The organism is Bradyrhizobium sp. AC87j1 (assembly GCF_002936975.1).
Taxonomy (GTDB): Bacteria; Pseudomonadota; Alphaproteobacteria; order Rhizobiales; family Xanthobacteraceae; genus Bradyrhizobium; species Bradyrhizobium shewense.
The window spans coordinates 34,853-59,069 of the sequence record NZ_PTFE01000050.1 but is presented as its reverse complement, the minus strand read 5'-3'; the positions used below and the strand labels follow the sequence as shown (position 1 = coordinate 59,069).

Annotated in this window: 20 protein-coding genes and 1 pseudogene; 10 read left to right on the top strand and 11 right to left on the bottom strand. The window is 65.3% G+C overall.

What is annotated here, in order from left to right:
* Window positions 1-145: 145 nt before the first annotated feature.
* From CV770_RS24035 to CV770_RS24015, 5 genes are all read right to left on the bottom strand, one after another.
* Complete coding sequence (locus CV770_RS24035) at window positions 146-565, bottom strand: CBS domain-containing protein (protein WP_038948176.1); 420 nt, start codon at window positions 563-565, stop codon at window positions 146-148.
* A 182-nt stretch (window positions 566-747) separates the two neighbouring features.
* Window positions 748-1,218 (bottom strand): aminoacyl-tRNA deacylase, encoded by a 471-nt coding sequence (locus CV770_RS24030; RefSeq protein ID WP_091958158.1) that lies wholly within the window; start codon window positions 1,216-1,218, stop codon window positions 748-750.
* Window positions 1,219-1,472: 254 nt separating this feature from the next.
* Window positions 1,473-2,426, bottom strand: coding sequence for an alpha/beta hydrolase (locus CV770_RS24025; protein WP_165637424.1), 954 nt, complete (start codon window positions 2,424-2,426; stop codon window positions 1,473-1,475).
* Between the two features lie 196 nt (window positions 2,427-2,622).
* Window positions 2,623-3,054: a hypothetical protein gene (locus CV770_RS24020; RefSeq protein WP_104464104.1), complete on the bottom strand. Its 432-nt coding sequence runs from the start codon at window positions 3,052-3,054 to the stop codon at window positions 2,623-2,625.
* Window positions 3,045-3,479 carry a HigA family addiction module antitoxin gene (locus tag CV770_RS24015; RefSeq protein ID WP_104464103.1) on the bottom strand — a complete coding sequence of 145 codons (435 nt, stop codon included), beginning with the start codon at window positions 3,477-3,479 and terminating at the stop codon, window positions 3,045-3,047. The genes CV770_RS24020 and CV770_RS24015 overlap by 10 nt, the downstream gene beginning before the upstream one ends.
* 787 nt (window positions 3,480-4,266) lie before the next feature.
* Here CV770_RS24015 and CV770_RS24010 point away from each other — a divergent pair.
* On the top strand, window positions 4,267-5,757 hold the full coding sequence (locus CV770_RS24010) for an amidohydrolase family protein (RefSeq protein WP_104464102.1): 1,491 nt from the start codon (window positions 4,267-4,269) through the stop codon (window positions 5,755-5,757).
* Window positions 5,758-5,760: 3 nt separating this feature from the next.
* Entirely contained in the window at window positions 5,761-6,690 is a 930-nt protein-coding gene (locus tag CV770_RS24005) for a CobW family GTP-binding protein (RefSeq protein ID WP_104464101.1), read from the top strand.
* A 76-nt stretch (window positions 6,691-6,766) separates the two neighbouring features.
* On the opposite strand, the gene CV770_RS24000 is transcribed toward CV770_RS24005, so the two are convergent.
* The gene (locus tag CV770_RS24000; protein WP_104464100.1) at window positions 6,767-7,144 is read right to left on the bottom strand and encodes a tautomerase family protein; all 378 of its coding nucleotides are present in this window, start codon (window positions 7,142-7,144) and stop codon (window positions 6,767-6,769) included.
* A gap of 160 nt (window positions 7,145-7,304) precedes the next feature.
* Between CV770_RS24000 and CV770_RS23995 the strand changes: the two genes are divergently transcribed.
* Window positions 7,305-7,904: a TetR/AcrR family transcriptional regulator gene (locus tag CV770_RS23995; RefSeq protein WP_104464099.1), complete on the top strand. Its 600-nt coding sequence runs from the start codon at window positions 7,305-7,307 to the stop codon at window positions 7,902-7,904.
* 60 nt (window positions 7,905-7,964) lie between these two features.
* Here CV770_RS23995 and CV770_RS23990 read toward each other — a convergent pair.
* Window positions 7,965-8,425 (bottom strand): annotated as a pseudogene (locus CV770_RS23990) (hypothetical protein).
* A gap of 11 nt (window positions 8,426-8,436) precedes the next feature.
* Window positions 8,437-8,937, bottom strand: a complete 501-nt coding sequence (locus CV770_RS23985) for a hypothetical protein (RefSeq protein WP_104464098.1) — start codon at window positions 8,935-8,937, stop codon at window positions 8,437-8,439.
* A gap of 286 nt (window positions 8,938-9,223) precedes the next feature.
* On the opposite strand from CV770_RS23985, the gene CV770_RS23980 reads away from it, so the two are divergent.
* From CV770_RS23980 to CV770_RS23965, 4 genes are all read left to right on the top strand, one after another.
* Window positions 9,224-10,906, top strand: coding sequence for a methyl-accepting chemotaxis protein (locus CV770_RS23980; RefSeq protein WP_104464097.1), 1,683 nt, complete (start codon window positions 9,224-9,226; stop codon window positions 10,904-10,906).
* 162 nt (window positions 10,907-11,068) lie between these two features.
* The gene (locus CV770_RS23975) at window positions 11,069-12,790 is read left to right on the top strand and encodes an AMP-binding protein (protein ID WP_104464096.1); all 1,722 of its coding nucleotides are present in this window, start codon (window positions 11,069-11,071) and stop codon (window positions 12,788-12,790) included.
* A gap of 12 nt (window positions 12,791-12,802) precedes the next feature.
* Window positions 12,803-16,108 carry an acetyl-CoA carboxylase family protein gene (locus CV770_RS23970; protein WP_201760013.1) on the top strand — a complete coding sequence of 1,102 codons (3,306 nt, stop codon included), beginning with the start codon at window positions 12,803-12,805 and terminating at the stop codon, window positions 16,106-16,108.
* Window positions 16,109-16,343: 235 nt separating this feature from the next.
* Window positions 16,344-18,206: a sigma-54-dependent Fis family transcriptional regulator gene (locus CV770_RS23965; RefSeq protein WP_201760012.1), complete on the top strand. Its 1,863-nt coding sequence runs from the start codon at window positions 16,344-16,346 to the stop codon at window positions 18,204-18,206.
* A gap of 230 nt (window positions 18,207-18,436) precedes the next feature.
* Here the strand turns inward: CV770_RS23965 and CV770_RS23955 are convergent, their stop codons facing one another.
* Window positions 18,437-19,006 carry a flavin reductase family protein gene (locus CV770_RS23955; protein ID WP_201760011.1) on the bottom strand — a complete coding sequence of 190 codons (570 nt, stop codon included), beginning with the start codon at window positions 19,004-19,006 and terminating at the stop codon, window positions 18,437-18,439.
* 58 nt (window positions 19,007-19,064) lie between these two features.
* A complete protein-coding gene (locus tag CV770_RS23950; RefSeq protein WP_104464093.1) occupies window positions 19,065-20,162 on the bottom strand; it encodes an LLM class flavin-dependent oxidoreductase in 1,098 nt (365 codons plus the stop codon).
* Window positions 20,163-20,399: 237 nt separating this feature from the next.
* On the opposite strand from CV770_RS23950, the gene CV770_RS23945 reads away from it, so the two are divergent.
* The 3 genes from CV770_RS23945 (at window position 20,400) to poxB (ending at window position 23,806) form a co-directional block, all read left to right on the top strand.
* Window positions 20,400-21,326: a 2-dehydro-3-deoxygalactonokinase gene (locus CV770_RS23945; protein WP_104464092.1), complete on the top strand. Its 927-nt coding sequence runs from the start codon at window positions 20,400-20,402 to the stop codon at window positions 21,324-21,326.
* A gap of 1 nt (window position 21,327) precedes the next feature.
* Window positions 21,328-21,960, top strand: a complete 633-nt coding sequence (locus CV770_RS23940) for a 2-dehydro-3-deoxy-6-phosphogalactonate aldolase (RefSeq protein ID WP_104464091.1) — start codon at window positions 21,328-21,330, stop codon at window positions 21,958-21,960.
* Between the two features lie 109 nt (window positions 21,961-22,069).
* On the top strand, window positions 22,070-23,806 hold the full coding sequence (poxB, locus tag CV770_RS23935) for a ubiquinone-dependent pyruvate dehydrogenase (RefSeq protein ID WP_104464090.1): 1,737 nt from the start codon (window positions 22,070-22,072) through the stop codon (window positions 23,804-23,806).
* Here the strand turns inward: poxB and CV770_RS23930 are convergent.
* Window positions 23,803-24,168, bottom strand: coding sequence for a hypothetical protein (locus tag CV770_RS23930; protein WP_201760010.1), 366 nt, complete (start codon window positions 24,166-24,168; stop codon window positions 23,803-23,805). The genes poxB and CV770_RS23930 overlap by 4 nt on opposite strands.
* Window positions 24,169-24,217: the final 49 nt, after the last annotated feature.

The following is a 24,217-nucleotide window of genomic DNA, read 5'->3' as shown; positions in this document are numbered from 1 at the left end:
GTCCTGGCCGCAAGTCCTGGCCGCAAGTCCTGGCCGCAAGTCCTGGCCGCAAGTCCTGGCCGCAAGTCCTGGCCGCAAGTCCTGGCCGCAAGTCCTGGCCGCAAGTCCTGGCCGCAAGTCCTGGCCGTAAGTCCTGGCCGCAAGTTCAGTGATGCGCCGAAATGCTCCTGACGGTCTCGGTGAGCATATCGCCGGACGTGGAATGGCCGACGTCGCCCAGGCTGATGATGCCGACCATCCGCTTGCTCTTGTTGATCACCGGCAGCCTGCGGACCTGCAGCTTCTCCATGTGATGCATCGCCTTGGCGAGGTCATCGTCCTCGCGGCAGCAATGGATGCCCTCGGTCATCACGTCGCGCGCCGTCGCGCGGCCGGCATCGAAGCTGTGGCTCGCGAGCCCTTTGCAGACGATATCGCGGTCGGTCACCATTCCGACCAGCTTGTCATCCTCGCCAATCGGAATGCAGCCGATGTCATGCGCCCTCATCAGTTTGGCAAGCTCCGTGATTGGGGTGTTGGGGCTGACCCAGTCGACACCCTTGTGCATCACGTCTTTGACTTTCATGGCGAGCCTCCGTTCGTGGGTTTCAAGTGTGTTGATGCAATGCAACGGCACCCCAATCTCCCGAACTCCGACCAGACAAGCGCATACACTCTCGCCGCCACCCTGCGGAACGGTATGACGGCGACCTCGCGGCCAGAGTTCCCGCCCAAGATCGCAACGGCAATGGGCGGTGTACAAAATCCTCAGTCATGCGCGCTGAAGCGCCCGTGCGGTGCGTTGGCCGTCAGGCGCGCAAACTGCGCGTGACCCATATGGAGCAGCGTCTCATGATCGCCGGCTTCCATATAGATGTCTGGCTGTGCCTCGATGCTGTCCTCGACGATCATTTCCAATCCGTAGCATTTGCCGACGGCGGGAACCGCACCGTGTGCACAGTCGCTGAACAGCCGATTGACCTCGGTTTCATTCGCCATGTGGACATTGTCGCCGAGGCTTGTCCTCAGGTCCGACAGGCGGAGGTGATGCGATGCGGGCAAGATGGCCAGCATGTATCCGCCGTCGCGCCGCAACACGATGCCCTTGGCGAGGCGGTCGCCCGAGATATGGCATGCCTCAGCCGTTCGAGCGGACGTCATGCTGAGTTCGTGCGGGACCACCTCGTACTGGATGTTCTCAGCGGCGAGGTATTTCTGGAGCGTGGGAGCAATGGCCATGGCATCACCTCCGATGCGGAATGCAAGCCATCCACCGTGAGGGCGACCCTGCAGACTCTCGCCATACGATGGGCGGCTGCCTGACTAGAGACCCAACATAGATCTTCCATCCGCAAGCCGCAATTCAGCGTTCGCGGTTTTATTCTGCGCGGAGCGCCATCGGTCGAGACTGGCACTCAAAGCCGGCCGTCCCTCGGGCCGCAGCGAGCGTGCGCAGGGGCAAGCTTTGCGCATGGCTCGGCACAGCCTCTCCCTCACGCCGTCGTGCCGTCGATGGACCGCCGGATCACCTTCTGCACCTCCGAATTCGACAGGAAAAGGTCGTGGTTGATGATGCCCCAGCCTTCCTGGGAGGCATCGACCACGCGCACGCCGAGCCGCGCGATGACGGCCTTTTCGGCGGCGCCGACCCTGGTCATTCCACCTGCGATTTGTCCGGACAGCGCGAGTGCGCGGTCGTTCGTCGCGGCGATCACGGTGATCTTGCCGGCCAGCGGACCGATGCGCTGAATCGCCGACGAGAACACGTCCATGTCGATATCAGGCGCGGCAAACACGACCGCGCCGATCTTGCTCGTCACGGTGTCGCCATATCGCGCATGGAGCTGACGCAGGCTTTCGAGCGTCAGCATGGTTCCCATGCTGTGGGCAACGATGTGCACGCGGCCGGCGCTTGGCGCCGACACCAGCGCGGAGAGCACGCGTTCGAAATCGTCGCGAGACCACATCGCGCTGTCGCGGTCATAGGCATAGTCGAACAGTCCGGCCTTGGAAGGCCAGGAGAACGCCATCGTCCGGCCGCGGAACCTGATCCCATCGGACAGGTGGGCGGCATCGAGCACGGCCGTCTCGAATGTCTGCTTGAAGCCGTGCACATAGATCAGCACGTCTCCTGTCCCGGCCTGCGCAGCGAGATCGCCGGCGTCGGCCGGCACCGGTTCCACCCGATCAAGGCGCCAATCGCCAAGTCCAACGGAGGCGAGGGAAAGACGGCTCTCGTCCGGCGCCGCCAGCTTGGCCCGCGCGACCGTCATGGTTGTCGCGCGCTCCGGCCCAAACCAGGGTTTGGCACGAGCGCCGTTGACGGGCTTGCGCGTGGTGGTGACAAGCACTGTCGGGTCAACGGAGAGGGACGACGCATCGAAGCGCGCGCCGGTCGCACCCAGGCCGGCGCATCCGCCGAGTGTGAGGGCACTTCCTGCCGACATAAGTCCGCCGAGGAAAGCGCGGCGCGAAACGGAATGACGGGAGTCGCGGTGCTGAGGACGTCGGACGATCACTGGGAACCTTTGGGAACTTTGCCCACCTCACGCCGCCCCGCCTAGCTCACTGAATGACAATGCAGGCGAGAAGACGGCGGAGCCGGTTCGCGGTCACGTCATGGCGTCCGAAACGAGCGGCAGATCAGCCGATGATTTCGATCGCATGAAGCGTGCACCACTCGCGGAGCGCTCGCTTAGTGGCCTCATTCTCGAAGGCATGCCAGCGCTCAATGGCGCCTCGCCTGGCGAGCAGGGACTTGAACTTCGGATAGGCGCCCCGTTTGCTGAAGAAATAGCGGATGTCGTTGAAATCGTCTCGCAGGAACTCGCGGGCAAAATCGAGCACCAGCGGCTTGCCCAGGCCGAGCTCGCGCTTGTCGGGAACCGCGAGATATTTCTCCTCGTCGTCGATGTCATCAGGCAGTTCGTCGTTGAACTCCGCTGCGTCAAGAAAATCCGTTTGATAGTAGATCTTCCCGGTTTGCCTGCAGACGAAGGTGCGGAATTCCCCCATGTCGCCGTTGGTGTTGGCGAACTCGAAGGCTTGGATGATGTCTCCGAACTTCACGGGCATTGGGTTTTGCTGGATCTCATCGTAACTGCAGCACACTCAAACCGTCTCGTAAGGCGCGATCTTCTCGATCTGAGGTGCGAGCACGTCTTCCGCCGTTTCGATGTCGAAGCGGTCTGAATGTTTATCCAGAACGCGGCGCCTGTCTTGAAGAATTTTCCGAGCCGCAGCGCGGCGTCGGCCGTGACGGGCTTTTCTTCGGGCGCAATGCGCGCGATCCGAGTGCGCGGCACGTTCAGAGCCGCCGCGACCGCATGGGGCGTCAGCTTGAGCGGAACGAGAAATTCTTCGCGCAGGATTTCGCCGGGATGAATCGGCGGAAGTTTCCCCTGCCATCTGCGAACTCCTTTTCGTCGGCCACAGGCGGCCGACCGGAGACCACGGAGGTTACTCGGCGGCCGCTTGCTTCTCAAGACGGGACCATGCATTCGAGGCGCGCCACAGGTCGATCAGTGCCCAAGCGAAACAGGCCAACGTGCTGTCAACCCCTCCCGCCAAAAATATTCCACTTTACCGAAATTCGGATTTGTCGTATGTGTCGGCCATCCCAGCCCACCAAAGGGGCGGTCGTACGTCGTTTCGAGCGCGGGCTGGGAGTTGCGGTGGACGCGGGCGGCGTTAAAGGCGGGCTCGTTGCGTGCAGGGCGAGAGAACCTCGTGAGCGCGCTACGGACCGCGAAGACGGACGACGCTCAATGTCTTGCGAACCCCTTTGGGCCAAGAAGCCCGGGGCGACGCAGGAAAGCCTGCGTACGGCAAAACCGTGTGGTCCTGGCCGTCGTTGCTACGGTCAAGCCTTTCGCGAAGGCATCATCGCGTCAACCGGCGTGATGGCCTGAATTTCGCGGAGGTGACGGAGGCAAGAAGGAACTCGTCTCCGGGGAGAGCGCGGCATATTGGCCGTCAGACCATCGCGCAGGGAAGGCCTGGTTTCGGCTGCCCTGTGTCTCCCCTGTGCATTGCGTGTGCAATCTGTTCAGCACGGGGGTCTTTACGGGTGCCAGCCGACGCCCGGCCTTCCCTGCGCCCTTTCTTTCGAGAGGGTGAGGAGAGCAGCATCACTCGGGCAAAACATGCCGCGAGGACGCGAGCGCGCGTCCGCGGGTTGCCTGCCAAATGACCTTCCGTGCGAGCATGCTGCGTCGGCTTCAGTGGAGGTGGTCGTCGCTGCCGGAATCTGCCTTGATGCGATTTCGACGTGGAGGGAGTGACGAAATGAACGGCTTGGTGATCTCTGGCGGCCGGGTGGTAGATCCCGCGAGTGGGATGGACGCTGTCGGCGACGTGGCGGTGGTGGACGGCAAGGTCGCCGCGGTCGGCACGGGCCTCGGCGGCGCCGAGCGGGTGATCGACGCGACCGGGCTCGTGGTCGCCCCCGGCTTCATCGACCTGCACGCCCATGGCCAATCGATCCCGGCGGACCGCATGCAGGCGTTCGATGGGGTGACGACCACGCTCGATCTCGAGGCCGGCGTGCTGCCGGTCGGGTCCTGGTATGAGCGCCAGGCGAGAAAGGGCCGCGTGCTGAACTACGGCGCCGCCACCAACTGGGCGTTTGCGCGCATCGGCGCGATGACCGGCTCCAATGCGGAGAGCTCGCTGGAGGCGTTCGGCAACGCCATGCGCGACCGCCGCTGGATGGACAACGTGGCGAGTGATGCGGAGGTCGCCGGCGTTCTCGAGCGTCTCGGGCGCGGCCTCGATGAAGGCGGCATCGGCATCGGCATCCTCAATGCCTATGCGCCGGGCGCCGGCGTGCAGGAGCTGACCGCGGTCTGCCAGCTCGCCGCCGCCAAGGACGTGCCGACCTTCACCCATGTCGCCTTCATGTCGCGCATCGACCCCGAGAGCGCGGTGGAAGCCTATATCCGCCTGATCGGTTACGCCGGCGCGACCGGCGCGCATATGCACATCTGCCATTTCAACTCGTCGAGCAAGACCGACGTCGAGCGTTGCCGCGTGCTGATCGCGAAGGCGCAGGCGCAGGGCCTGCCGATCACGGTCGAGGCCTACCCTTACGGCACCGGCTCGACCGTGCTGGCCGCCGCCTTCTTCAGCGACCCCGAATTCGTCGAACGCAACGGCACCGGCTACGATTCCGTGCAGCGCGTGACCGACGGCTATCGCTTCCACGACCGCGAGGAGCTCCTGAAGGCGCAGGCCGAAGAGCCGTCCTCGCTGGTGCTCTGGCACATCCTCGACATCGAGAACAATTCGCATCACCGCGACCTGCTCGACATGTCGGTGCTGTATCCCGGCGGTGCGATTGCGTCCGATGCGATGCCGTGGACGACGTCGGACGGCAAGACCTACACCGGCGATGCCTGGCCGTTGCCTGACGATGCTACCTCGCATCCGCGCTCGGCCGGCTGCTTCACCCGCTTCATCCGCGAATGGGTGCGAGAGCGCAAGACCGTGTCGCTGCTGGAAGGTGTGCGCAAATGCGCGCTGATCCCGGCGGAAATCCTGTCGCAGAGCACGCCGGCGATGCGCGCCAAGGGCCGGCTGACAAAGGATGCCGACGCCGACATCGTCGTGTTCGACTATGAAAAACTCTCGGACCGCGCGACCTTCACGGCGATGAACCGTCCCTCCGAAGGCGTCCGCCATCTCGTGGTCAGCGGCCAGGTGCTGATCAGCGACGGCGTGCTGGACCTCGCGGCGCGGCCGGGTAAGCCGGTGCGCCGCCCCGTCGTCGGGGGCTGACCCATGCCGGTCCCCATTCTCCTGGTGACGGGCTTTCTGGGGGCGGGCAAGACCACGGTCGTGAACCATCTCCTCGCGCATGCGGAGGGACGGCGGATCGCCGCGATCGTCAACGATTTCGGCGCCATCAACATCGATGCGGAGTTGATCGCGGGCGCCAGCGACGGTGTGGTCAGTCTCGCCAATGGCTGCATCTGCTGCTCGCTCGAAGGCGATCTGCTGCGCACGCTCTCGACGCTGCTGCGGCGAGATCCGAAGCCCGAACATATCGTCATCGAGACAAGCGGCGTTGCCGATCCCGCCGACATCGTGCGTAATCTGATGGACCCCGTGATCCTGCGCGAGGCGCCGCTGGAGACGGTGCTGTGCGTCATCGACGCCGCGACGCCGCCGACCGCGCTGGAGGACTCGCTCCAGCGATCGCAATTGCGCGTCGCCGATATCGTGGCTTTGACCAAGCTGGATCTGGCGGACGAGGGCGCGGGTGCGCGGATGCGTCAGGCCATCCGCGCCTTGCGCCTTCCCGCCGTGGTGGTCGATGCGCGGCATGGCGAGATTCCGTCCGCGCTCCTGTTCCCCGCGAACGTCGAGCGTGCGCCCGCGCCGCGCGATCCGGGCCCGAAACGACCGGCAGAGGAGCGCTTCGAGACGCTGAGCTGGACCTCGGACCGGCCGATCTCGCTGCCCCGCCTGCAGCAGGCCATCGGCCGTCTCGCGCCAAAACTCGCCCGCGCAAAAGGCCTGTTCGAGACCGTCGAGCAGCCCGGCCGCCAGATGGTGTTTCAATTTGCCGCCGGCCGCGCCACGCTCGCCCCGGGCGATGCGCCGGCGGCGGGCGTGCCGCGGACGCGGATCGTGTTCATCGCCGAGCTCGGGGTGCTGTCGAAAGCCGAGCTCGACGGCATCATGGATGCGTGCGTTGCAGGTGGCTAGCGCGATCCGCGCTGATCGCAGGGCGTATCAGGCGCCTCAATTCTCGATCGGCAGGGCACCGGCAAATCCGCCCAGCTCACGCGAATTGCGCCAGCCCGTTTCCGACGGACCAGTTCTCCTTGGGGGCATCGAGCACGTTCACGAACACGTCCTCGGGCCGGATACCCGGGCTTTCGCCGAGAAGATCCGCGATCCGGCGATACAATGCCTTCTTCTGCTCGGGAGTGCGCGAGGCGAACACCGTGATCTGGATCAGCACCGCATCGTCGCTGCGCTCGACGCCGTAGGCATTGCCGCAGCGGAAATTCGCCGGCTCATGCTCCGTGATGGCCATGAACGCGTCGTCCACGGGCACGTTCAGCGCCTCGCGCAGGGCGCGGTAGAGGCCGTCGAGAATCGCCTGCCGGTAGGCTTGCGGCTTGCCGGCGCGCATCGAGATGTGGAGCAGAGGCATCGCGCGTCCCTTTGCATGCGGGCCCGGCCAGCAGGGCGAATGCGTACGCCGCTGTTCGGCCCAGTGTTGAAACGGGCTATCAATTCCAGTTGGTTTTTGACACGATGTCGAGAAAGCATGTTCTTGACGTCGTGTCAAATATTTCTAAAAGGAGCCGAGCTTGCGGCCGCGCGAATTCGACCATGACGATGTCCTGCGCATTGCGTTCGACCAGTTCTGGCGCAAGGGCGTGCGCGGCACCTCGCTGTCGGACATCGCGCGCGATGCCGGCGTTCAGCGCGGCAGCCTCTACAACGCCTTCGGCAGCAAGGAAGCGCTGTTCCTGCAGGCCTATGAACGCTATGCCGGGGATTATCTCCTCGCGCTGCAGAAGGCGCTCGGGACGGGCAACCTGCGCAAGCGCCTCACCGCGTTCTTCGATCTGACCATCACCAATTTCCGCTCGGGCACGCCGCCGCGCGGATGTCCGACCACGCGCGGCCTGATGGAGCTCGGCGCCGCGGAAGGCGAGGGATTGGACGAAGAAGCGCGCCAGGCTCTTGCGGGCCTTATCTCGCGCATCACTGCACTGGTTCAGGACACGTTGTCGGCAGGTGCCGAGCGCGGCGAGTTCAACGGCAATGCCGCGGCCGCGGCGCTGCACATCGTCACCGTGACGCGCGGCCTCGCCGTGCTCGAACGTGCCTTCGGCGACGAGCCGCAATTGCGCAAGATCGCCGCGCACACCATCGATCTCCTGCTCGGCAGGAAGGGCGGCTAGCGCATGATCCGGAAAAGTGTGAAGCGGTTTTCCGGAAAGATCATGCGCAAACAACAACCCTCACCACAAGGCAAGCGCGTTGACCGCCCGCGTTGCCGCAGCTTCCTTGCCCGAGTCGACGAACTCGCAGACGATGGATTCGAGCTCGCCCGGCTGCTTACGCCGCGCGACCGCCAGCAGCCGCATCAATTCCGTCTCGTCCTTCGACAGGCGACGACAGGACGGCGGCATGAAGCACAGCTCGCATGGCCGGCCGCTGCGCAGGATCCTGACCAGCGCAGCCACGCGCGCGACCAGCAGCGGACTGTCGGCAATGCCAGGCGCCTCGTCGGCAAAGCGATAGGCGGCTTCCCAGCAATCAGAGGCGCCGGTGGTGTAGGCCGCTCCGATGAAGCGGAACAGCGACAGCGCGACGCGGCAGAAATCGTCGTAGCGCAGGGGCGCGCCGCAAGCGCGGCCTGGAGCGGACAGAGCCGCGATTGGCCGGCATCCGGTATAGAACCGCAAATAGCTGGGGTCATGACTGATCTCGTCAGTGCAATGTCGGGCTTCCGACCAGCCAGCTCTTCATCGCCATGGTCCGGTCATGGTCGAACGACCGCACCTGTCGATCGGGCAGGATGAGCCCTGCCATGCGGAAGATCGTGGCGAGGCCCCGCACGGGCGCCAGCGCCCAATCGGCGCCGACCGGCGGCAGCCAGGTCTCGAACCGTTCGCGCACGATGTCGATGCGATCCTGTTGTGCCGCGGCGATGGCCTGCAGAATCCCTTGCTCGCTGTCCGACATGCGCGGACAGGTCGGGCAGTGCACTTCGATCGCGGTATGGGCCGTGCAGGCGAAGACCTCGATGATGGATTCCAGCGAGAGCACGGCATCGCCCACGCGGAAATGGTCGTACACCTCCTGAATATCGGCTGCGGTCGGAACGGCGCCTCCGCTGCGTGCCTTGGCCCGGAATCCCCAGATGAAGAGCCGTTCCGCCGCACTGAGCGCGGGAAGGTCGACAGACCCTGATGATGTCGATTGATGCATGATACCTCTGGCCCTTGGCTGCGCTCACGCCACAGCTGGCGCTGATCGTCTGCACCGATCGTTCTGCCGGAGCCCTCTCCAAGTCAACGCTCGCAGGGGCGATATCGAGGTCTTCTAGTTTTGAAGAGGTATATATTCGAAGACGGGCGCGGCGCCGCGAGGGTGCGAAAGCCGTGCGCGGCCGCTGGGCCTCGGCGGCGCCGTTGGGGAACCCGAATGCTTAAAGCTTTGCTAAGAAGATCGGGATAAACTGGCATGTCTGTCCCGCCAAATTTCGTGAGCTCCGATGATTTTCTCCCGCATCAGTTTCAAGCTGGTCCTGATTGTCGGCATCAGCCTCCTCGGCATGATCGCCCTGGCGCCGATTGCGCTGTCGACCCTGCGCACGCAGATGGTCGCCGATCGCCAGGCCAAGACGCAGCAGATGGTCGATGTCGGCTACGGCATCCTCGCCCATTATCAGAAGCTCGAGAGCGACGGAAAACTCCCGCGCGAGCAGGCCCAGGCCGCCGCGATCGCCGAGATCAAGAGCCTGCGCTACGACAAGGTCGAGTATTTCTGGATCAACGACATGGCCCCCAAGATGGTCATGCATCCGATCAAGCCGGAGCTCGACGGCAAGGATCTCTCCGGGATGAAGGATCCCGCCGGCAACGCGCTGTTCATGGGCTTCGTCGACGTCGTCAAGAAGCAGGGCGCGGGCTTCTACGGCTACCTCTGGCCGAAGCCCGGCTTCGACCAGCCGGTCGGGAAAATCTCCTATGTGAAGGGCTTTGCGCCCTGGGGCTGGATCATCGGTACCGGCATCTATCTCGACGATGTCGACGCCGTCTTCCGCCAGGCCGCGACGACGTTCGGCTATGTCTGCCTCGCCGTGCTGGTCGTGGTCCTCGGCGCCTCCTTCCTGATCGGCCGCAGCGTGACCCGGCCACTGGCAAAAATCACCGCGCTGACCGAGCGGCTCGCCGCCGGCGACAGCGCGTTCGAGGTGCCCTATACCGACCGCAACAACGAGGTCGGCGGGCTCGCCAAGGCGCTGGCCGTGTTCAAGGACAATGCGTCGGCCGTCGGGCGGATGCATGCCGAGCAGCAGGAGCTGAAGCAGCGGGCCGACGGCGAGAAGCGCAAGGCCATGACTGACCTCGCCGGCAAGTTCGAGGCGAGCGTTCAGGCCGTCGTCCGCGACGTCTTCAACGAGGCGCGCGCGATGCAGCAGGCCGCGCAGGGCATGTCGGAAACCGCGGACAAGGCGACCGACCGCGCAAGCTTCGTCGCTTCCGCCTGCCAGCAGGCCTCGAGCAACGTGCAGACGGTGGCCTCCGCCGCCGGCCAGCTGTCGTCCTCGATCTCGGAGATCAGCCAGCGCGTCGCACAGGCCGCGACGGTGGCCGACAAGGCCGCCGCCGACGGCCAGCGCACCAACGACACCGTGCAGGGATTGGCAGCGGCCGCGCACAAGATCGGCGAGGTCATCGACCTCATCAACCAGATCGCCTCGCAGACCAATCTGCTCGCGCTCAACGCCACGATCGAGGCGGCGCGGGCGGGCGAAGCCGGCAAGGGCTTTGCGGTGGTCGCGAGCGAAGTGAAGTCACTGGCGAGCCAGACCGCGAAGGCGACCGACGAGATCGGCGCGCAGATCACCGCGATCCAGGCCGAGACCAATCAGGTCGTCGGCAACATCGAGAGCATCCGTGCCACCATCATGGAGGTCAACGAGATCTCCTCATCGATCGCCGCCGCGGTCGAGGAGCAGGGCGCCGCGACGCAGGCCATCGCACACAGCGTGCAGGAGGCAGCCTCCGGCACCGACCAGGTCTCGCAGAACATCTCCGGCGTCACCGACGCGACCGCGGAAACCGGCCAGGCCGCAGGCCTCGTGCTGCAATCGAGCGGCCGGCTGACGCAGAAGCTGCAATCGCTCGAGAACGAGGTCAGCACCTTCGTCGCGGGCGTGCGCGCGGCGTAACGAAAAGCGCTTCGAGACGACTTTCTTTTTCCGCGTCGCGGCATCGGCCGCGACACGTATGCTGTTTTTCTTGACATGACCTCTGCCGTGCTCGACGTGTAGCGATGTCGATTGACGGCACGTGCGTGCCCTCGAAAAGAAAAGCAACACGGGAAAGACGTCATGAGCGCGGGTCTCAACGAGAAGGATTATCTCGCCACCTTGCGTGGCCTGTGGGACAAGGCCTGGCCCAAAGGCATGCCGCGTTCGCCGAATTATCTGCACGGCGAAGTTCCCTTGACGGAATATCTGCGCGCCTGGGCGAAGCGCAGTCCGGAGCGGCCCGCGATCATCTTCTACGGCCACGTCACCACCTATGCGGAGCTTGACCGGCAGAGCGACCGTTTTGCGGCGCTGCTGCGGGCCAAGGGCGTCGGCAAGGGTGACCGCGTCGCCGTGTTCCTGCCGAATTGCCCGCAATTCCATATCGTGTTTTTCGGCATTTTGAAGCTCGGCGCGATCCACGTCCCCGTCAGCCCGCTGTCGCGCGCGTTCGAGCTGTCCTACGCGCTCAACGACAGCCAGGCCGAGGTGATCGTCGCCCTTGACCAGCTCATCCCCGTCGTCGAGCAGGTGAGGGGCGAGGTGCGCCTGCGCGAGATCATCGTCACCAGCTTCGCCGACGTCGTGCCGACAACGCCCGCGTTCCCCGTTCCGGACTCGATCCGCACGCCGCGCGTTGCGGTGCCGGGCGCGACCGATCTGTTGCCCGCGCTTGCGGCGATGCCTGCGCCGACGCCGCTGCCGCCGCCCGGACTCGATGATGTTGCCGCGCTCAACTACACCGGCGGGACCACCGGCATGCCCAAGGGCTGCGTCCATACCCACCGCGACATGGTCTACACGGCGGCGGCCAATTACGGCATCTCGATGCCGCCCGGCGAGAGCAGCGTGTTCCTGTCGTTCTTCCCGGAGTTCTGGATTGCGGGCGAGAACTCTGGCCTGATCTTCCCGCTGTTCTGCGGCGCCACGCTGGTCCTGCTCGCGCGCTGGGATGCCGTCGGCGCGATGGCCGCGATCGACAAATACAAGGTCACGATCACTGCGATGCCGGTCGACGGCGCCGTCGAGCTGATGGACCATCCGCGCTGGAGCGAGTTCGATCTGTCATCGTTGCAGCAGGTCCGCGTCGTCTCCTTCGTCAAGAAGCTCAACGCCGATTATCGCAAGCGCTGGAAGGATCTCACCGGCACGATCCTGATGGAGGCGGCGTGGGGCATGACGGAGACCCACACCTCCAACACGTTCACGGCAGGATTCCAGGACGACGATTTCGACCTCAACAATCAGCCGATCTTCGTCGGCCTGCCGGTCCCCGGCGCCGAGTTCAAGATTACCGATTTCGAGACCGGCGCATTGCTGCCGCTCGGCGCGGAAGGCGAGATCCGCGTGCGGACGCCCTCGCTGCTCAAGAGCTACTGGAACAAGCCGGAGGCGACCGCCGAGTCGCTCGTCGACGGTTGGCTGCGCACCGGCGACATCGGCAACATCGACAAGGACGGCTTTCTGCACTTCCTCGGCCGCCGCAAGGAGATGCTGAAGGTCAAGGGCATGAGCGTGTTCCCGCCGGAGATCGAGGCGCTGCTGGGCCAGCACCCGAAGGTGCTGGGCTCAGGCGTGGTCGGGCGCGACGATCCTGACAAGGGGCAGGTGCCGGTGGCCTATATCCAGCTCAAGCCGGAGGCGGTCGGCACCATCTCTGCGGAAGATCTGCGCGCCTGGTGCGCCGAGCGCATGGCCGTCTACAAGATCCCGGAAGTGCGTATTATCGATGCCCTGCCGCTGACGGCGACGGGCAAGGTGAAGAAGCAGGATCTCGATCCGAATAGTCCTGCTGCTGTCTGAGTGAGAGAGACGATGTCGTTCAAGAAGCTCCTGATCGCCAATCGCGGCGAGATCGCCATCCGCATCGCGCGCGCGGCGGCCGACGCCGGCATCGCGACCGTTGCGATCCATCCCACCGACGATGCGCTGTCGCTGCACGTGCGCGTTGCCGACGAGGCGGTCGAAATCCCCGGTCGCGGCGCCCGGGCCTATCTCGACATCGAGGCGGTGGTGAAGGCGGCCAAAAGCGTCGGCTCCGATGCCGTGCATCCCGGCTACGGCTTCCTCAGCGAGAATGCGGCATTCGCCAAGGCGTGCGCGGACGCAGGCCTGACGTTCGTCGGGCCGAAACCGGCGGCGCTCGAGCTGTTCGGCGACAAGGTTGCGGCACGGCAACTGGCAAAGCGTTGCGGCGTGCCGATCATTGCCGGCACCAGCGGGCCGTCCTCGCTGGAGGAGATCACGGCGTTCTTTGCTTCCCTCGGCAGCAATGCTGCGATCGTGATCAAGGCAATGGCCGGCGGTGGCGGGCGCGGCATGCGCGTGGTCGAGAACGCATCCGATCTCGCGGAGGCCTATGCGCGCTGCCAGTCCGAGGCCAAGGCTGCCTTCGGCCTCGACGGCGTCTATGCCGAGCGGCTGATCCGGCAGGCGCGGCATATCGAGGTGCAGATCATCGGCGATCGTCACGGCGCGATCTCTCATCTCTGGGAGCGCGAATGCACCATCCAGCGCCGGCACCAGAAGCTGATCGAGGTCGCGCCGAGCCCGTCGCTGAACGATCCCTTGCGCGGCCGCATCATCGAGGCGGCGAAGCAGCTTGCGACGGCGGCCTCTTACGACAATCTCGGCACGTTCGAGTTCCTGGTCGACGGCACGGCCGAGGACAGTTTTGCCTTCATCGAGGCCAATCCGCGGCTCCAGGTCGAGCACACCGTGACCGAAGAGGTGCTCGGGCTCGACCTCGTCCGTGCCCAGCTTGCGGTCGCGGCGGGCGCTTCGCTGGCCTCGCTCGGCCTTGCGCAGGGGTCGATCCCGAAGCCGCGCGGCCATGCCATGCAGCTTCGCGTCAACATGGAAACTCTGGACGAGACGGGCGCCACGCATCCGACCGGCGGCGTGCTCGCATTGTTCGAGCCGCCGTCGGGCCCCGGCGTCCGCGTCGATAGTTTCGGCTACGCCGGCTACAAGACCAGCGCGGCCTTCGACTCGCTACTCGCAAAAGTCATCGTGCATACGCCGGGCGAAGCCTGGCACGACGTGGTTGCCAAAGCCTCGCGTGCCCTGCGCGAATTCCGGATCGACGGCGTCGTCACCAATATCGCCTTCCTGCAGGCGGTGCTGGCGCATCCCGATTTCAGGACCAACCGCATCGCGACCGATTTCATCGATCGCAATATCGCCAAGCTCGTCGATGCCGCCGACGGTGCGGCTAAGCCGCTTTACTTTGCGCCGGCGGAAGGAAGTGGCGTTCACGGCGCGGAGACCCATGTCGCGCAAGTGGTGCCTGAAGGCACGGTGATGGTCGCAGCACCCTTGCAGGGAACCATCGTCACCATTCAGGTGAAGGAAGGCGAGATCGTGCGCCCCGGCCAGCAGCTCGCCGTGATCGAATCCATGAAGATGGAGCATCTGGTGATGGCCGAGCAGGGCGGCCGTGTCATGACGCTCGCCGCCGGCGACGGTGCCACGCTAATGCATGGCGAGGCGATCCTCTATCTGGAGCCGCTTGATGTTGCGGCCGACAGCACAACGGCTGAAGCCGACATCGATCTCGACCACATCCGTCCCGATCTTGCAGAGCTGATAGCGCGCCAGGCGAACACGCTGGATGCGAATCGCCCCGCCTCGGTCGAGCGCCGCCGCAACACCAATCAGCGCACCGCGCGCGAGAACGTCGCCCAGCTCGTCGACGAAGGCTCGTTCATGGAATATGGCAGCCTCGCCATCGCGGCGCAGCGCCGCCGCCGCAAGCTCGACGATCTCATCAAGAACACGCCGGCTGACGGCCTCGTCATGGGCGTCGCCACGGTGAATGGCGAGAAGTTCGGGCCCGAGGGTGCGCGCTGCATCGTCGTAGCCTATGACTACACCGTGCTCGCGGGCACGCAGGGCCACATGAACCACAAGAAGATCGACCGCATGCTGACCCTAGCGGAAGACTGGCGCGTGCCCCTGGTGTTCTATGCCGAAGGTGGCGGCGGCCGGCCCGGCGACACCGACCGGCTCGGTATGACCGGGCTCGACGGTCCGTCCTTCGTGCAATTCGCAAGGCTCTCCGGCCTCGTGCCCGTGATTGGTGTCGTCTCCGGCTATTGCTTCGCCGGCAACGCCGCGATGCTCGGCTGCTGCGACGTGATCATCGCCACCAAGAACGCCTCGATCGGCATGGGCGGCCCTGCGATGATCGAAGGCGGCGGCCTCGGCGTCTATCATCCGGCCGAGGTCGGCCCTGTTTCGTTCCAGTCGCCGAACGGCGTCATCGACATCCTGGTCGATGACGAGGAGGAGGCGACATCCGTCGCGCAAAAGTATCTGTCCTATTTCCAGGGCTCGGTGACGGAGTGGGAGGCCGCCGACCAGCGCCTGCTCCGCCGCGCCATCCCCGAGAACCGGCTGCGCGTCTACGACATCCGCAGCGTCATCGATCTCGTTGCCGACAAGGATTCCGTGCTGGAGCTGCGCCGCGACTACGGCGTCGGCATGATCACCGCGCTGATCCGCATCGAGGGAAAACCGTTCGGCCTAATCGCCAACAATCCGCGTCACCTTGGCGGTGCGATCGATGCCGATGCCGGCGACAAGGCCGCGCGCTTCCTCCAGCTCTGCGACGCGTTCGACTTGCCCGTCGTCTCGCTCTGCGACACGCCCGGCTTCATGGTCGGCCCGGAAGCGGAGAAGACCGCGATCGTGCGCCACGTCTCGCGCATGTTCGTCACGGGCGCGAGCCTCACCGTGCCGCTGTTCGGCATCGTGCTGCGCAAGGGTTATGGCTTAGGGGCACAGTCGATGATCGGCGGCGGCTTCCACGCCTCCTTCTTCACCGCGGCCTGGCCGACCGGCGAGTTCGGCGGCATGGGGCTGGAAGGTTATGTCCGCCTCGGCTTCCGCAAGGAGATGGAGGCGATCACTGATCCCGAGGAGCGCGAGACCTATTACCGCAACAAGGTCGCCGAGCTCTACGCCAACGGCAAGGCGGTCTCGATCGCCTCGGTGTTCGAGATCGACAACGTCATCGATCCCGCCGAGACGCGCCGCTGGATCATGGCCGGAGTCCGTTCGGTGCCGAAGCCGCCGGCCAGGGCCGGGAAGAAGCGGCCCTGCATCGATACGTGGTGAGGGCGGTGCAGCAAGCACGAGTCGCTTAAGGCTATCTGTATCCACATTGTCATGCCCGGGCTTGTCCCGGGCATCCACGTTCCTTCGCATCCGCGGTAACGCGTGGATGGCCGGGACAAGCCCGGCCATGACGGCGCTGAGGCAGTGTGCCTTCATCCTCGTTCCCGGTTCCCGATTGACATCCCCGCCTGTGGTGCCAGACTTTGCACAATAATACAGGGTGGAGACGTCCGCGATGGCCAGCCTGTCGGCCTCGAACCATGTCGCCCGTGTCTTGTCCGTCGCCAATCAATTGGCCGACGTCGATGCCTCTTCGCGCATTGCCGATTCCTGGCGGCGCTGCCTGATCGGCCACAAGCTCGACCCCGCCCGCCAGGGCCCGCCGCAGACGCTGACCGAGGCCGAGGTCCGGCATGTCGCCGAACCCATGGAGCAGCTGATCCGGCTGGCGACGCCGGAGCTCGAAGACCTCGCGCGGGTGCTGCGCGAGGCCGGCTATTGCGTCAATCTCGCCGACCCCAGCGCCACGATGCTGTGGAGCCGGCTGCCCGGCCCGGCCGATACTGAAATATTCATGCGCTGGAAGGTCTACACCGGCTCGAATTTTTCCGAGGCTTTTGAAGGCACCAACGGGCTCGGCACCGCACTTGCGGAGCGGAAGCCGATCCTGGTCCATCGTGACGAGCATTTTCGCGCGCAGTGGCACATGTTCTCCTGCGCCGTGGCGCCGCTGTTCGATCAGGCCGGTCGCCTCGCCGGCGCCGTGAACATCACCTCTTGCCGCGAGGATCTCGGGCGCATGGCGCATCAGCTCGCGCTCGCGGTGACGATGGAGGCGACGCGGCGCATGGAGGGCGCAATCTTCCGCGGTCATTTCCGCAACGCCTGGATCGCGACCGTGCCGGGCGACGGCGGCAGCGGTCTGCTCGCCTATGACGACGATCGCCGCATCGTCGGCGCCTGCCGTTCGGCGCGCGCATTGCTGGGTCTCACCGACGGCTTGATCGCGTCCGGCATCGATCTGTCGCGCTACGTCAAGTTCGATCATCATGCCGCCCGCGGCGCGGACGGTGTCGTTGAGCTGCGCCGCGCCGATGGCAGTGGGTTGGGGCAGGGGCATGTTGCGCCGCCGCTGCGGGCGAGATCATCGGTGCGTCCGCATGCGCCGCGCCGCGATGAGCCCGTCGATCGCTTCGACGCGCTGCATCGGCTCGCCGGCCGCGATCCCGGGCTGATCAGAAGCGTGAAGCGGCTCCGAAGCATAGGCGATCACAATTTGCCGGTGCTGCTCCATGGCGAGACCGGCGTCGGCAAGGACGTGTTCGCGCGCGCTATTCACGCCGCCAGCAACCGCGCGCGCAGCAATTATGTGGCGCTGAACTGCGCGGCGATGCCGGAGAGCCTGATCGACGCCGAGCTGTTCGGCTACGAGGCCGGCGCCTTCACCGGCGCGCGGCGCGACGGCTCGAAGGGCCTGATCGTGCAGGCCGACGGCGGCACGCTGTTCCTCGACGAGATCGGCGACATGCCGATCGCGCTGCAGACGCGGTTGCTACGCGTGTTGGAAAACCGCGAGGTCTGGCCGCTCGGCGCGCTCAAGCCTGTCGCCGTCGACATCCGCCTCATCAGCGCCACCCACCGCGATCTCGGCCGCATGGCCGAAGAAGGCGGCTTCCGCGCCGATCTCTATTTCCGCCTGCGCGGCCTCGAGGTGCGGCTGCCGGCCTTGCGCGAACGTGCCGACCGGGACGACGTCATCCGCCAGATCGCGCGCGAGGAGGCGCCGAACTGCAGGCTTTCGGACCAAGCGTGGTCGCAACTCTCGGCCTATTCCTATCCCGGCAACATGCGCCAGCTTCGCCACGTGCTGCGGCTCGCCGGCTGCACCGCGGAGAACGGGGTCATCACCGATGCGGACCTCGACCTGCCGCCGTTCGGAAAAGCGGAGCCGGACCTCGAAGCGGCCGAGCGCGCCACGATTGTCGAGGCCCTTCGCAAGCATGGCGGTCGCGTCACGGAAGCGGCACGGGCCCTGAAGCTGAGCCGCGCGACGCTCTATCGGAAGATCAAGCTGCTGAAGATCGAAACGGCGCAGTAGGGCTTGGCTGCATGCGGCGAGACGCGTGAGGGGTCTCTCTCCGCGAGTCCGGAATCGTAGGGTGGGCAAAGGCGCGCTTGCGCCGTGTCCACGTCGTCTCACCAATAGGCAGGACGTGGGCACGCTTCGCTTTGCCCACCCTACGATACTGCGTTCGCGGCGAGAACGCTTCGCGCAACCTTCTCTCATAAGGGTAGAAGGAAGAGGCACCGAGGCTAGCGCCGCTATCCCTACGAAAAATCTGTCCAGCTCAGATGCCGTGAATCGAGGTCGCCGACCGTCACCGTTTCGCGCATCTCCTGCGGCGTGTAAAAACTGCTGCGCAGGTACACCAGCGGCGCGGCGGACGCCAAATGCGACACGCCGCGCACTTCGCCGACGAAGATCGAATGCGTCGTCGTCTCGAACTCCTGCGCCAGCACGCAGTCGAATGCGGCGACCGCATCCGTCAGCACCGGGGCGCCGGTCGCGCCGCGCGTCCATTGCCCGAACGCAAAACGGTCGTCGCCGTTGACGCCCTTCTGGCCGCTGAAGGTGAGCGCGAGCAGGGCGTGGTCCTCGTGCAGGAAGTTGATCGCGAAGGCGCCTTCCTCGCGGATGCGCGCATGGGCGCTGGCGTTGCGGTTGACGCAGACGATCAGCGAGGGCGGGCTATCCGACAGCGAGCAGGCCGACGTCACCGTCAATCCCGTACGCTTGCCGTGCTCGGCGCCGACCGTGACCAGCGCGACGGCGCCGGCACATTGGCGCATCGCCTGCTTGAAATCCTTTACGTCGAGAGGATTGGCGTCGACCGTCACGCGGAAATCTCCGAAAATAGAAGCGGGTGCGGCACGTTCGCGCCGCACCCGCTGAGCGTCAAGCCGCCTTCTTCGCGGAGCCGAGATGCGCAACGCGCGGCATCACCTCGTTCTTCAGCAGCGAGAGCGAGTGGTGCCAGGCTTCCGCCTTGTGCTTGTAGTCGAAGCCGAACACCAGCAGCACGCCGAAGCCGCCGACCTCGTCGTAGATCTTTTCGATCTTTTCGGCGACGGTTGCGGGCGAGCCGACGATCCAGTTCCGCTTGGCGCAATATTCGACGGTGACGTCGCTGTCGGGGACATCGGGCGCGTGCTTGAGATAATCCTTGAAGCCGAAATGGCCGAGCAGCGGCAGGAAATACTCGCTCATCATCCGGCCCATCATGTCACCCGTCGAGAGCTTCCAGGCTTCCTCGTCGGTGTCGGCGACGAACACCTCGCGCACCAGACGCCAGTCCGCACGGTTCGGTTTGCGCCCGGTCTTGGCGGCGCCGATCTCGACGGAGTCCCAATGGCTCGAGACATAGGCCGGGTTGAGGTTGAGGCTCATCGGAATGAAGCCGCGCTCGCCGGCGAGTTTTAGCGTGTCCGAGTTCTTCGACAGCCCGGCAACGCCGATCGGCGGATGCGGCGCCTGCAAGGGCTTGATGTGGGGCTTGAGGAAGTCGAACATCGTGTCCGGCTTGGTCACCGTCCAGAACTTGCCCTTGTGGGTGAAGGGCGCCGGCTCCGTCCACGGCTTCAGGATGATCTCCAGCGCCTCGCGCGTCATGTCGCGGTTCTGCCCGCTCATGCCGTCGACGTTGAACATCGCCCAGTCGCTCGGCAGGCCGGAGGCCGCGACGCCGAAATTGAGCCTTCCCTCGGAGAGATGGTCGAGCATCGCCACGCGATTGGCGAGCTCGGCCGGGTGGTGATAGGGCAGCAGAAAGCCGCCCGGCCCGATGCGAAGCTTCTTGGTCTGCATCAAGGCCTGCGCGATCAGGAGGTCTGGCGTGGGATTGGGTTCCCAGGGCGCGGTGTGGTGCTCGCCGACCCAGGCCTCCTGATAGCCGAGCTCGTCCAGCCAGCGCATGACCTGCAGGTCCCAGTCGTTCCCTTCCTTCAGGCCGCACTCCGGCGGATGCGAAGGCATCGTGAAATAGCCGATCTCCATGGGTTTCCTCATCTGATGTTGACGCGTCTTGTCGCGCGTTGACGGAGTTGAACAACCAAGCTTCAGCAAGCGGTGTGCCAGCGCTTCAGCAAGCGGTGTGCCAGCGCGGTGCAGCTTCAAATCGACGAGAAAGGGCTGGTTTGCTCGCACAATAGCCGGTATCTCGGCACAGACCCGCAAGACGTCGTCTCATTGTCGCGAGACGGAGTCCCAGACGTGAGACGAGGACAGTTTCGAATGACCGAACCCGCTTATGTCGCGGTGGACTGGGGCACCAGCAGTTTCCGGCTGTGGCTGGTCGATCATGCCGGCGAGGTGCTGACTGAGCGGCGCAGCGGCGAGGGCATGCTGGCGGCGGCGAAGACTGGCTTTCCCGCCGTGCTGCAATCACATCTTGCGGCGATTGAGGCGCCGGATCATCTGCCGGTTCTCGTCTGCGGCATGGCCGGTGCCAGGAACGGTTGGGTCGAAGCGGGCTATGTCGACACGCCGGCGCCACTCTCGGCCGTCCTGAAACAGGCCGTGCGCGTCCCCGGCGAAGCGCGCGACATTCGCATCCTGCCGGGCATCGCGCAGCGCGATGCAGCCGCGCCGGACGTCATGCGCGGCGAGGAAACGCAGCTGCTCGGCACACTCGGCCTGGATGCCGCGGGCGAGGCGCTGGTTTGCATGCCCGGCACGCATTCGAAATGGGTGTGCGTGAAGGGCGGCATCGTCGAAAGATTTTCCACGTTCATGACTGGCGAGCTCTTCGGCGCCATCTCGCGCGAGACCATCCTGTCGTTGGCGGTCGCCGGCGCCGATGAGGCCGAGGATGTCGCGAGCTTCAAGGCGGCGGTGAAAGCCGCGTATGAGGCGCCGGCCTTCGCCGCCAATCTCTTGTTCGGCGCGCGGTCGCGCCAGTTGCTGTTCGGCGGCACGCCGGCCGCGGCGCGCGAGACGCTATCGGGCACGTTGATCGGCGTCGAGCTTGCGGCAGGGCTCTCCGGCACCGTGCCGCAAGCGGGCGTCAAGCTGATCGCGTCGGGGCGGCTTGCGATGCTGTACCGGCTGGCGTTTGAGGCGCTGTCGGTCAACGCAACTCCGGTCGATGCGGATGAAGCCGTCCGCCGCGGCCTGTCGATGGCGGCTGCCGCGATCTGGACGAAATCAAAGGATTTTTGAGATGAGCGTTCCCTTTCCGCCGATGAAGCGGCCGTTGGTTGCGATCCTGCGCGGCGTCAAGCCCGAGGAGACCGAGGCCATCGTCGCCGTGCTGATCGAAGCCGGCATGACGGCGATCGAGATTCCCCTGAACTCGCCCGATCCGTTCCGCTCCATCGCAATGGCCGTGAAGCAGGCACCTCCGGGGGTGCTGATCGGTGCCGGCACGGTGCTGGCGACCGCGGATGTCGATCGTCTCAACGACGTCGGCGGCAAGCTGATGGTCTCGCCGAATGTGGACACGCAGGTGCTCGTGCGTGCGCATCAATATGCCATGGTCACGCTACCCGGCGTGTTTTCGCCGACCGAGGCGCTGCTCGCGGCGCGCTCGGGCGCATCGGGTCTGAAGTTCTTTCCGGCCAGCGTGTTAGGTGCCTCCGGCATCGCCGCGATCCGCGCCGTGCTGCCATCGGGCGTCATGATCGCGGCCGTCGGCGGCGTCTCCGATCAGAATTTTGCGGAGTACATCAAGGGCGGCGTCACCGCCTTCGGGCTCGGCTCCAGCCTCTACAAGCCCGGCATGAGCGCAGCCGATGTCGCGGAGCGCGCGAAGGCGACGATCGCGGCTTACGATCGGGCAATTCAGAAAGATTGAACGGACAATAACTAGCCGTGATCCTGACATAGCCTATTGTGCCACATGGAGCCGCGATGCTCGCATTTGCGCATCGTGTGATGTGACTGGCTGAAATCAGGAGACCGACATGGCGATCAACAACGTGGCCGATCTGTTCGTGGCAACGCTCGAACAGGCCGGCGTCAAGCGCATCTACGGCATCGTCGGCGACAGCCTGAACGCCCTGACCGAGGCGCTGCGCCGCCGCGGCACCATCGAATGGATCCATGTCCGCCACGAGGAGGTCGCCGCGTTCGCCGCCGCCGGCGAAGCCGAGATGACCGGAAGCCTTGCGGTGTGCGCGGGCTCCTGCGGTCCCGGCAATCTGCATCTGATCAACGGCCTGTTCGACGCGCATCGCAGCCGCGTTCCCGTGCTGGCGATCGCCGCGCAGATCCCGACCGCCGAGATCGGCGGCGGCTATTTCCAGGAGACCCATCCGCAGAACCTGTTCCGCGAATGCAGCCATTATTGCGAGCTGGTCTCCGACCCGAGCCAGCTTCCTTACGTGCTGGAGAATGCCATCCGCGCGGCGGTGGGCCTGCGCGGCGTCGCCGTCGTCGCCATGCCTGGCGACGTCGCGTTCCGCAGCCCGCCCAAGCGCGCGCTGTCGACCACACGCGGACTCGCGCTGTCGGCGCCGAATGTGGTGCCGCAGGCGGATGAGCTGAAGGCGCTGGCCGATCTCCTCGACGGCACCGAGCGCGTTACCCTGTTCTGCGGCCGCGGCTGCGCCGGCGCGCATGCGCCCTTGATGCAACTGGCCGAAGCGCTGAAGAGCCCGATCGTCCATGCGCTCGGCGGCAAGGAGCATGTCGAGTACGACAACCCCTATGATGTCGGCATGACCGGCTTCATCGGCTTCTCCTCGGGCTATGCCGCCATGCATGCCTGCGACGCCCTGGTGATGCTCGGCACCGATTTTCCCTACAAGCAGTTCTTCCCTGTTGATGCGAAGATCGCGCAGATCGACATCCGCCCGGAAAATCTGGGACGACGCTGCAAGATCGATCTCGGCCTCGTCGGCGACGTCAAGCTCACCATCGAAGCGCTGCTGCCGCTGCTGAAAGCGAAGACGCAGCGCAAGCATCTGGACGACGCCGTCGCGCATTACAAGAAGGCGCGCGAGGGTTTGGACTCGCTCGCCAAGGGCACGCCGGGCAGCAAGCCGATCCATCCGCAATATCTCGCAAAAGTCATCAGCGACCACGCGTCCGACGACGCGGTCTTCACCGCCGATGTCGGCACGCCCACGGTGTGGGCCGCGCGCTATCTCGACATGAACGGCCGCCGCCGGCTGGTCGGCTCCTTCGTGCACGGCTCGATGGCCAACGCGATGCCGCAGGCGATCGGCGCGCAGGCCGCCCAGCCGGGCCGCCAGGTCATCTCGCTCTCCGGCGACGGCGGCTTCACCATGATGATGGGCGATCTGATCACGCTGACGCAAGAGAAGCTGCCGGTGAAGGTCGTGATCTTCAACAACGGCGTGCTCGGCTTCGTCGCGCTGGAGATGAAGGCGGCGGGCTTCGTCGACACCAATGTCGACCTGGAGAATCCCGATTTCGCGGCGATGGCGCGCGCAATGGGCATCTTCGCCAAGCGCGTCGAGGACCCCGGCGAGCTCCCCGGTGCTGTCAAGGAGATGCTCGCCCATAACGGGCCGGCGCTGCTCGACGTCGTCACCGCCAAGCAGGAGCTGTCGATGCCGCCGACCATCACGCCCGAGCAGATCAAGGGTTTCAGCCTCTGGGTCCTACGCGCGGTGATGAACGGCCGCGGCGACGAGGTGCTCGATCTCGCGAAGACGAACCTATTGCCGCGTTAGCCCCGCTTCACCGATGGCGCGGGCAGCCGCTCGTGTCGGTTCTGGAAGCGGTGCCAGTGCATCACGGAGCCGATCAGCAGGGCCGGCACGAAGCCGAGCACGATCAGGAAGTGCGGCAGCTCCTTCGACGAGACGAAGGCGATGGCGATGTCCGAGATCAGCCAGAGCGCTGCGAATATCACCGCAAAGTCCGTTCGCGGGCAGCGCAGGTAGTAGAACACGGCGGTGATGACGATCGCGGGCCCGATCGCAACGCCGATCATGATCGCGGTCAGCTCCTTCGGCGTCAACGCGTCGAGCATCATCGAGGCCAGCAGCCAGAGTGCGGCGAACATGGCGACGATGTCGAGCGGATGCCGCAATCCAATACCTCTCGCGGGGACGTGCTATCGTTGTGGCCGGAGCTGCGGC

What these genes read in the sequence shown, in the direction of transcription:
- CV770_RS24010 (WP_104464102.1), top strand. Translation starts at nt 4,267, where the DNA reads ATGAACGGCTTGGTGATCTCTGGCGGCCGGGTGGTAGATCCCGCGAGT.
- CV770_RS23950 (WP_104464093.1), bottom strand. Translation starts at nt 20,162, where the DNA reads ATGGAGATCGGCTATTTCACGATGCCTTCGCATCCGCCGGAGTGCGGC.
- poxB (WP_104464090.1), top strand. Translation starts at nt 22,070, where the DNA reads ATGGCGATCAACAACGTGGCCGATCTGTTCGTGGCAACGCTCGAACAG.
- CV770_RS24020 (WP_104464104.1), bottom strand. Translation starts at nt 3,054, where the DNA reads ATGCCCGTGAAGTTCGGAGACATCATCCAAGCCTTCGAGTTCGCCAAC.
- CV770_RS24035 (WP_038948176.1), bottom strand. Translation starts at nt 565, where the DNA reads ATGAAAGTCAAAGACGTGATGCACAAGGGTGTCGACTGGGTCAGCCCC.
- CV770_RS23940 (WP_104464091.1), top strand. Translation starts at nt 21,328, where the DNA reads ATGAGCGTTCCCTTTCCGCCGATGAAGCGGCCGTTGGTTGCGATCCTG.
- CV770_RS23980 (WP_104464097.1), top strand. Translation starts at nt 9,224, where the DNA reads ATGATTTTCTCCCGCATCAGTTTCAAGCTGGTCCTGATTGTCGGCATC.
- CV770_RS23965 (WP_201760012.1), top strand. Translation starts at nt 16,344, where the DNA reads ATGGCCAGCCTGTCGGCCTCGAACCATGTCGCCCGTGTCTTGTCCGTC.
- CV770_RS24030 (WP_091958158.1), bottom strand. Translation starts at nt 1,218, where the DNA reads ATGGCCATTGCTCCCACGCTCCAGAAATACCTCGCCGCTGAGAACATC.
- CV770_RS23970 (WP_201760013.1), top strand. Translation starts at nt 12,803, where the DNA reads ATGTCGTTCAAGAAGCTCCTGATCGCCAATCGCGGCGAGATCGCCATC.
- CV770_RS23975 (WP_104464096.1), top strand. Translation starts at nt 11,069, where the DNA reads ATGAGCGCGGGTCTCAACGAGAAGGATTATCTCGCCACCTTGCGTGGC.
- CV770_RS23945 (WP_104464092.1), top strand. Translation starts at nt 20,400, where the DNA reads ATGACCGAACCCGCTTATGTCGCGGTGGACTGGGGCACCAGCAGTTTC.
- CV770_RS24000 (WP_104464100.1), bottom strand. Translation starts at nt 7,144, where the DNA reads ATGCCTCTGCTCCACATCTCGATGCGCGCCGGCAAGCCGCAAGCCTAC.
- CV770_RS23985 (WP_104464098.1), bottom strand. Translation starts at nt 8,937, where the DNA reads ATGCATCAATCGACATCATCAGGGTCTGTCGACCTTCCCGCGCTCAGT.
- CV770_RS24005 (WP_104464101.1), top strand. Translation starts at nt 5,761, where the DNA reads ATGCCGGTCCCCATTCTCCTGGTGACGGGCTTTCTGGGGGCGGGCAAG.
- CV770_RS24015 (WP_104464103.1), bottom strand. Translation starts at nt 3,479, where the DNA reads ATGCATGGTCCCGTCTTGAGAAGCAAGCGGCCGCCGAGTAACCTCCGT.
- CV770_RS24025 (WP_165637424.1), bottom strand. Translation starts at nt 2,426, where the DNA reads ATGTCGGCAGGAAGTGCCCTCACACTCGGCGGATGCGCCGGCCTGGGT.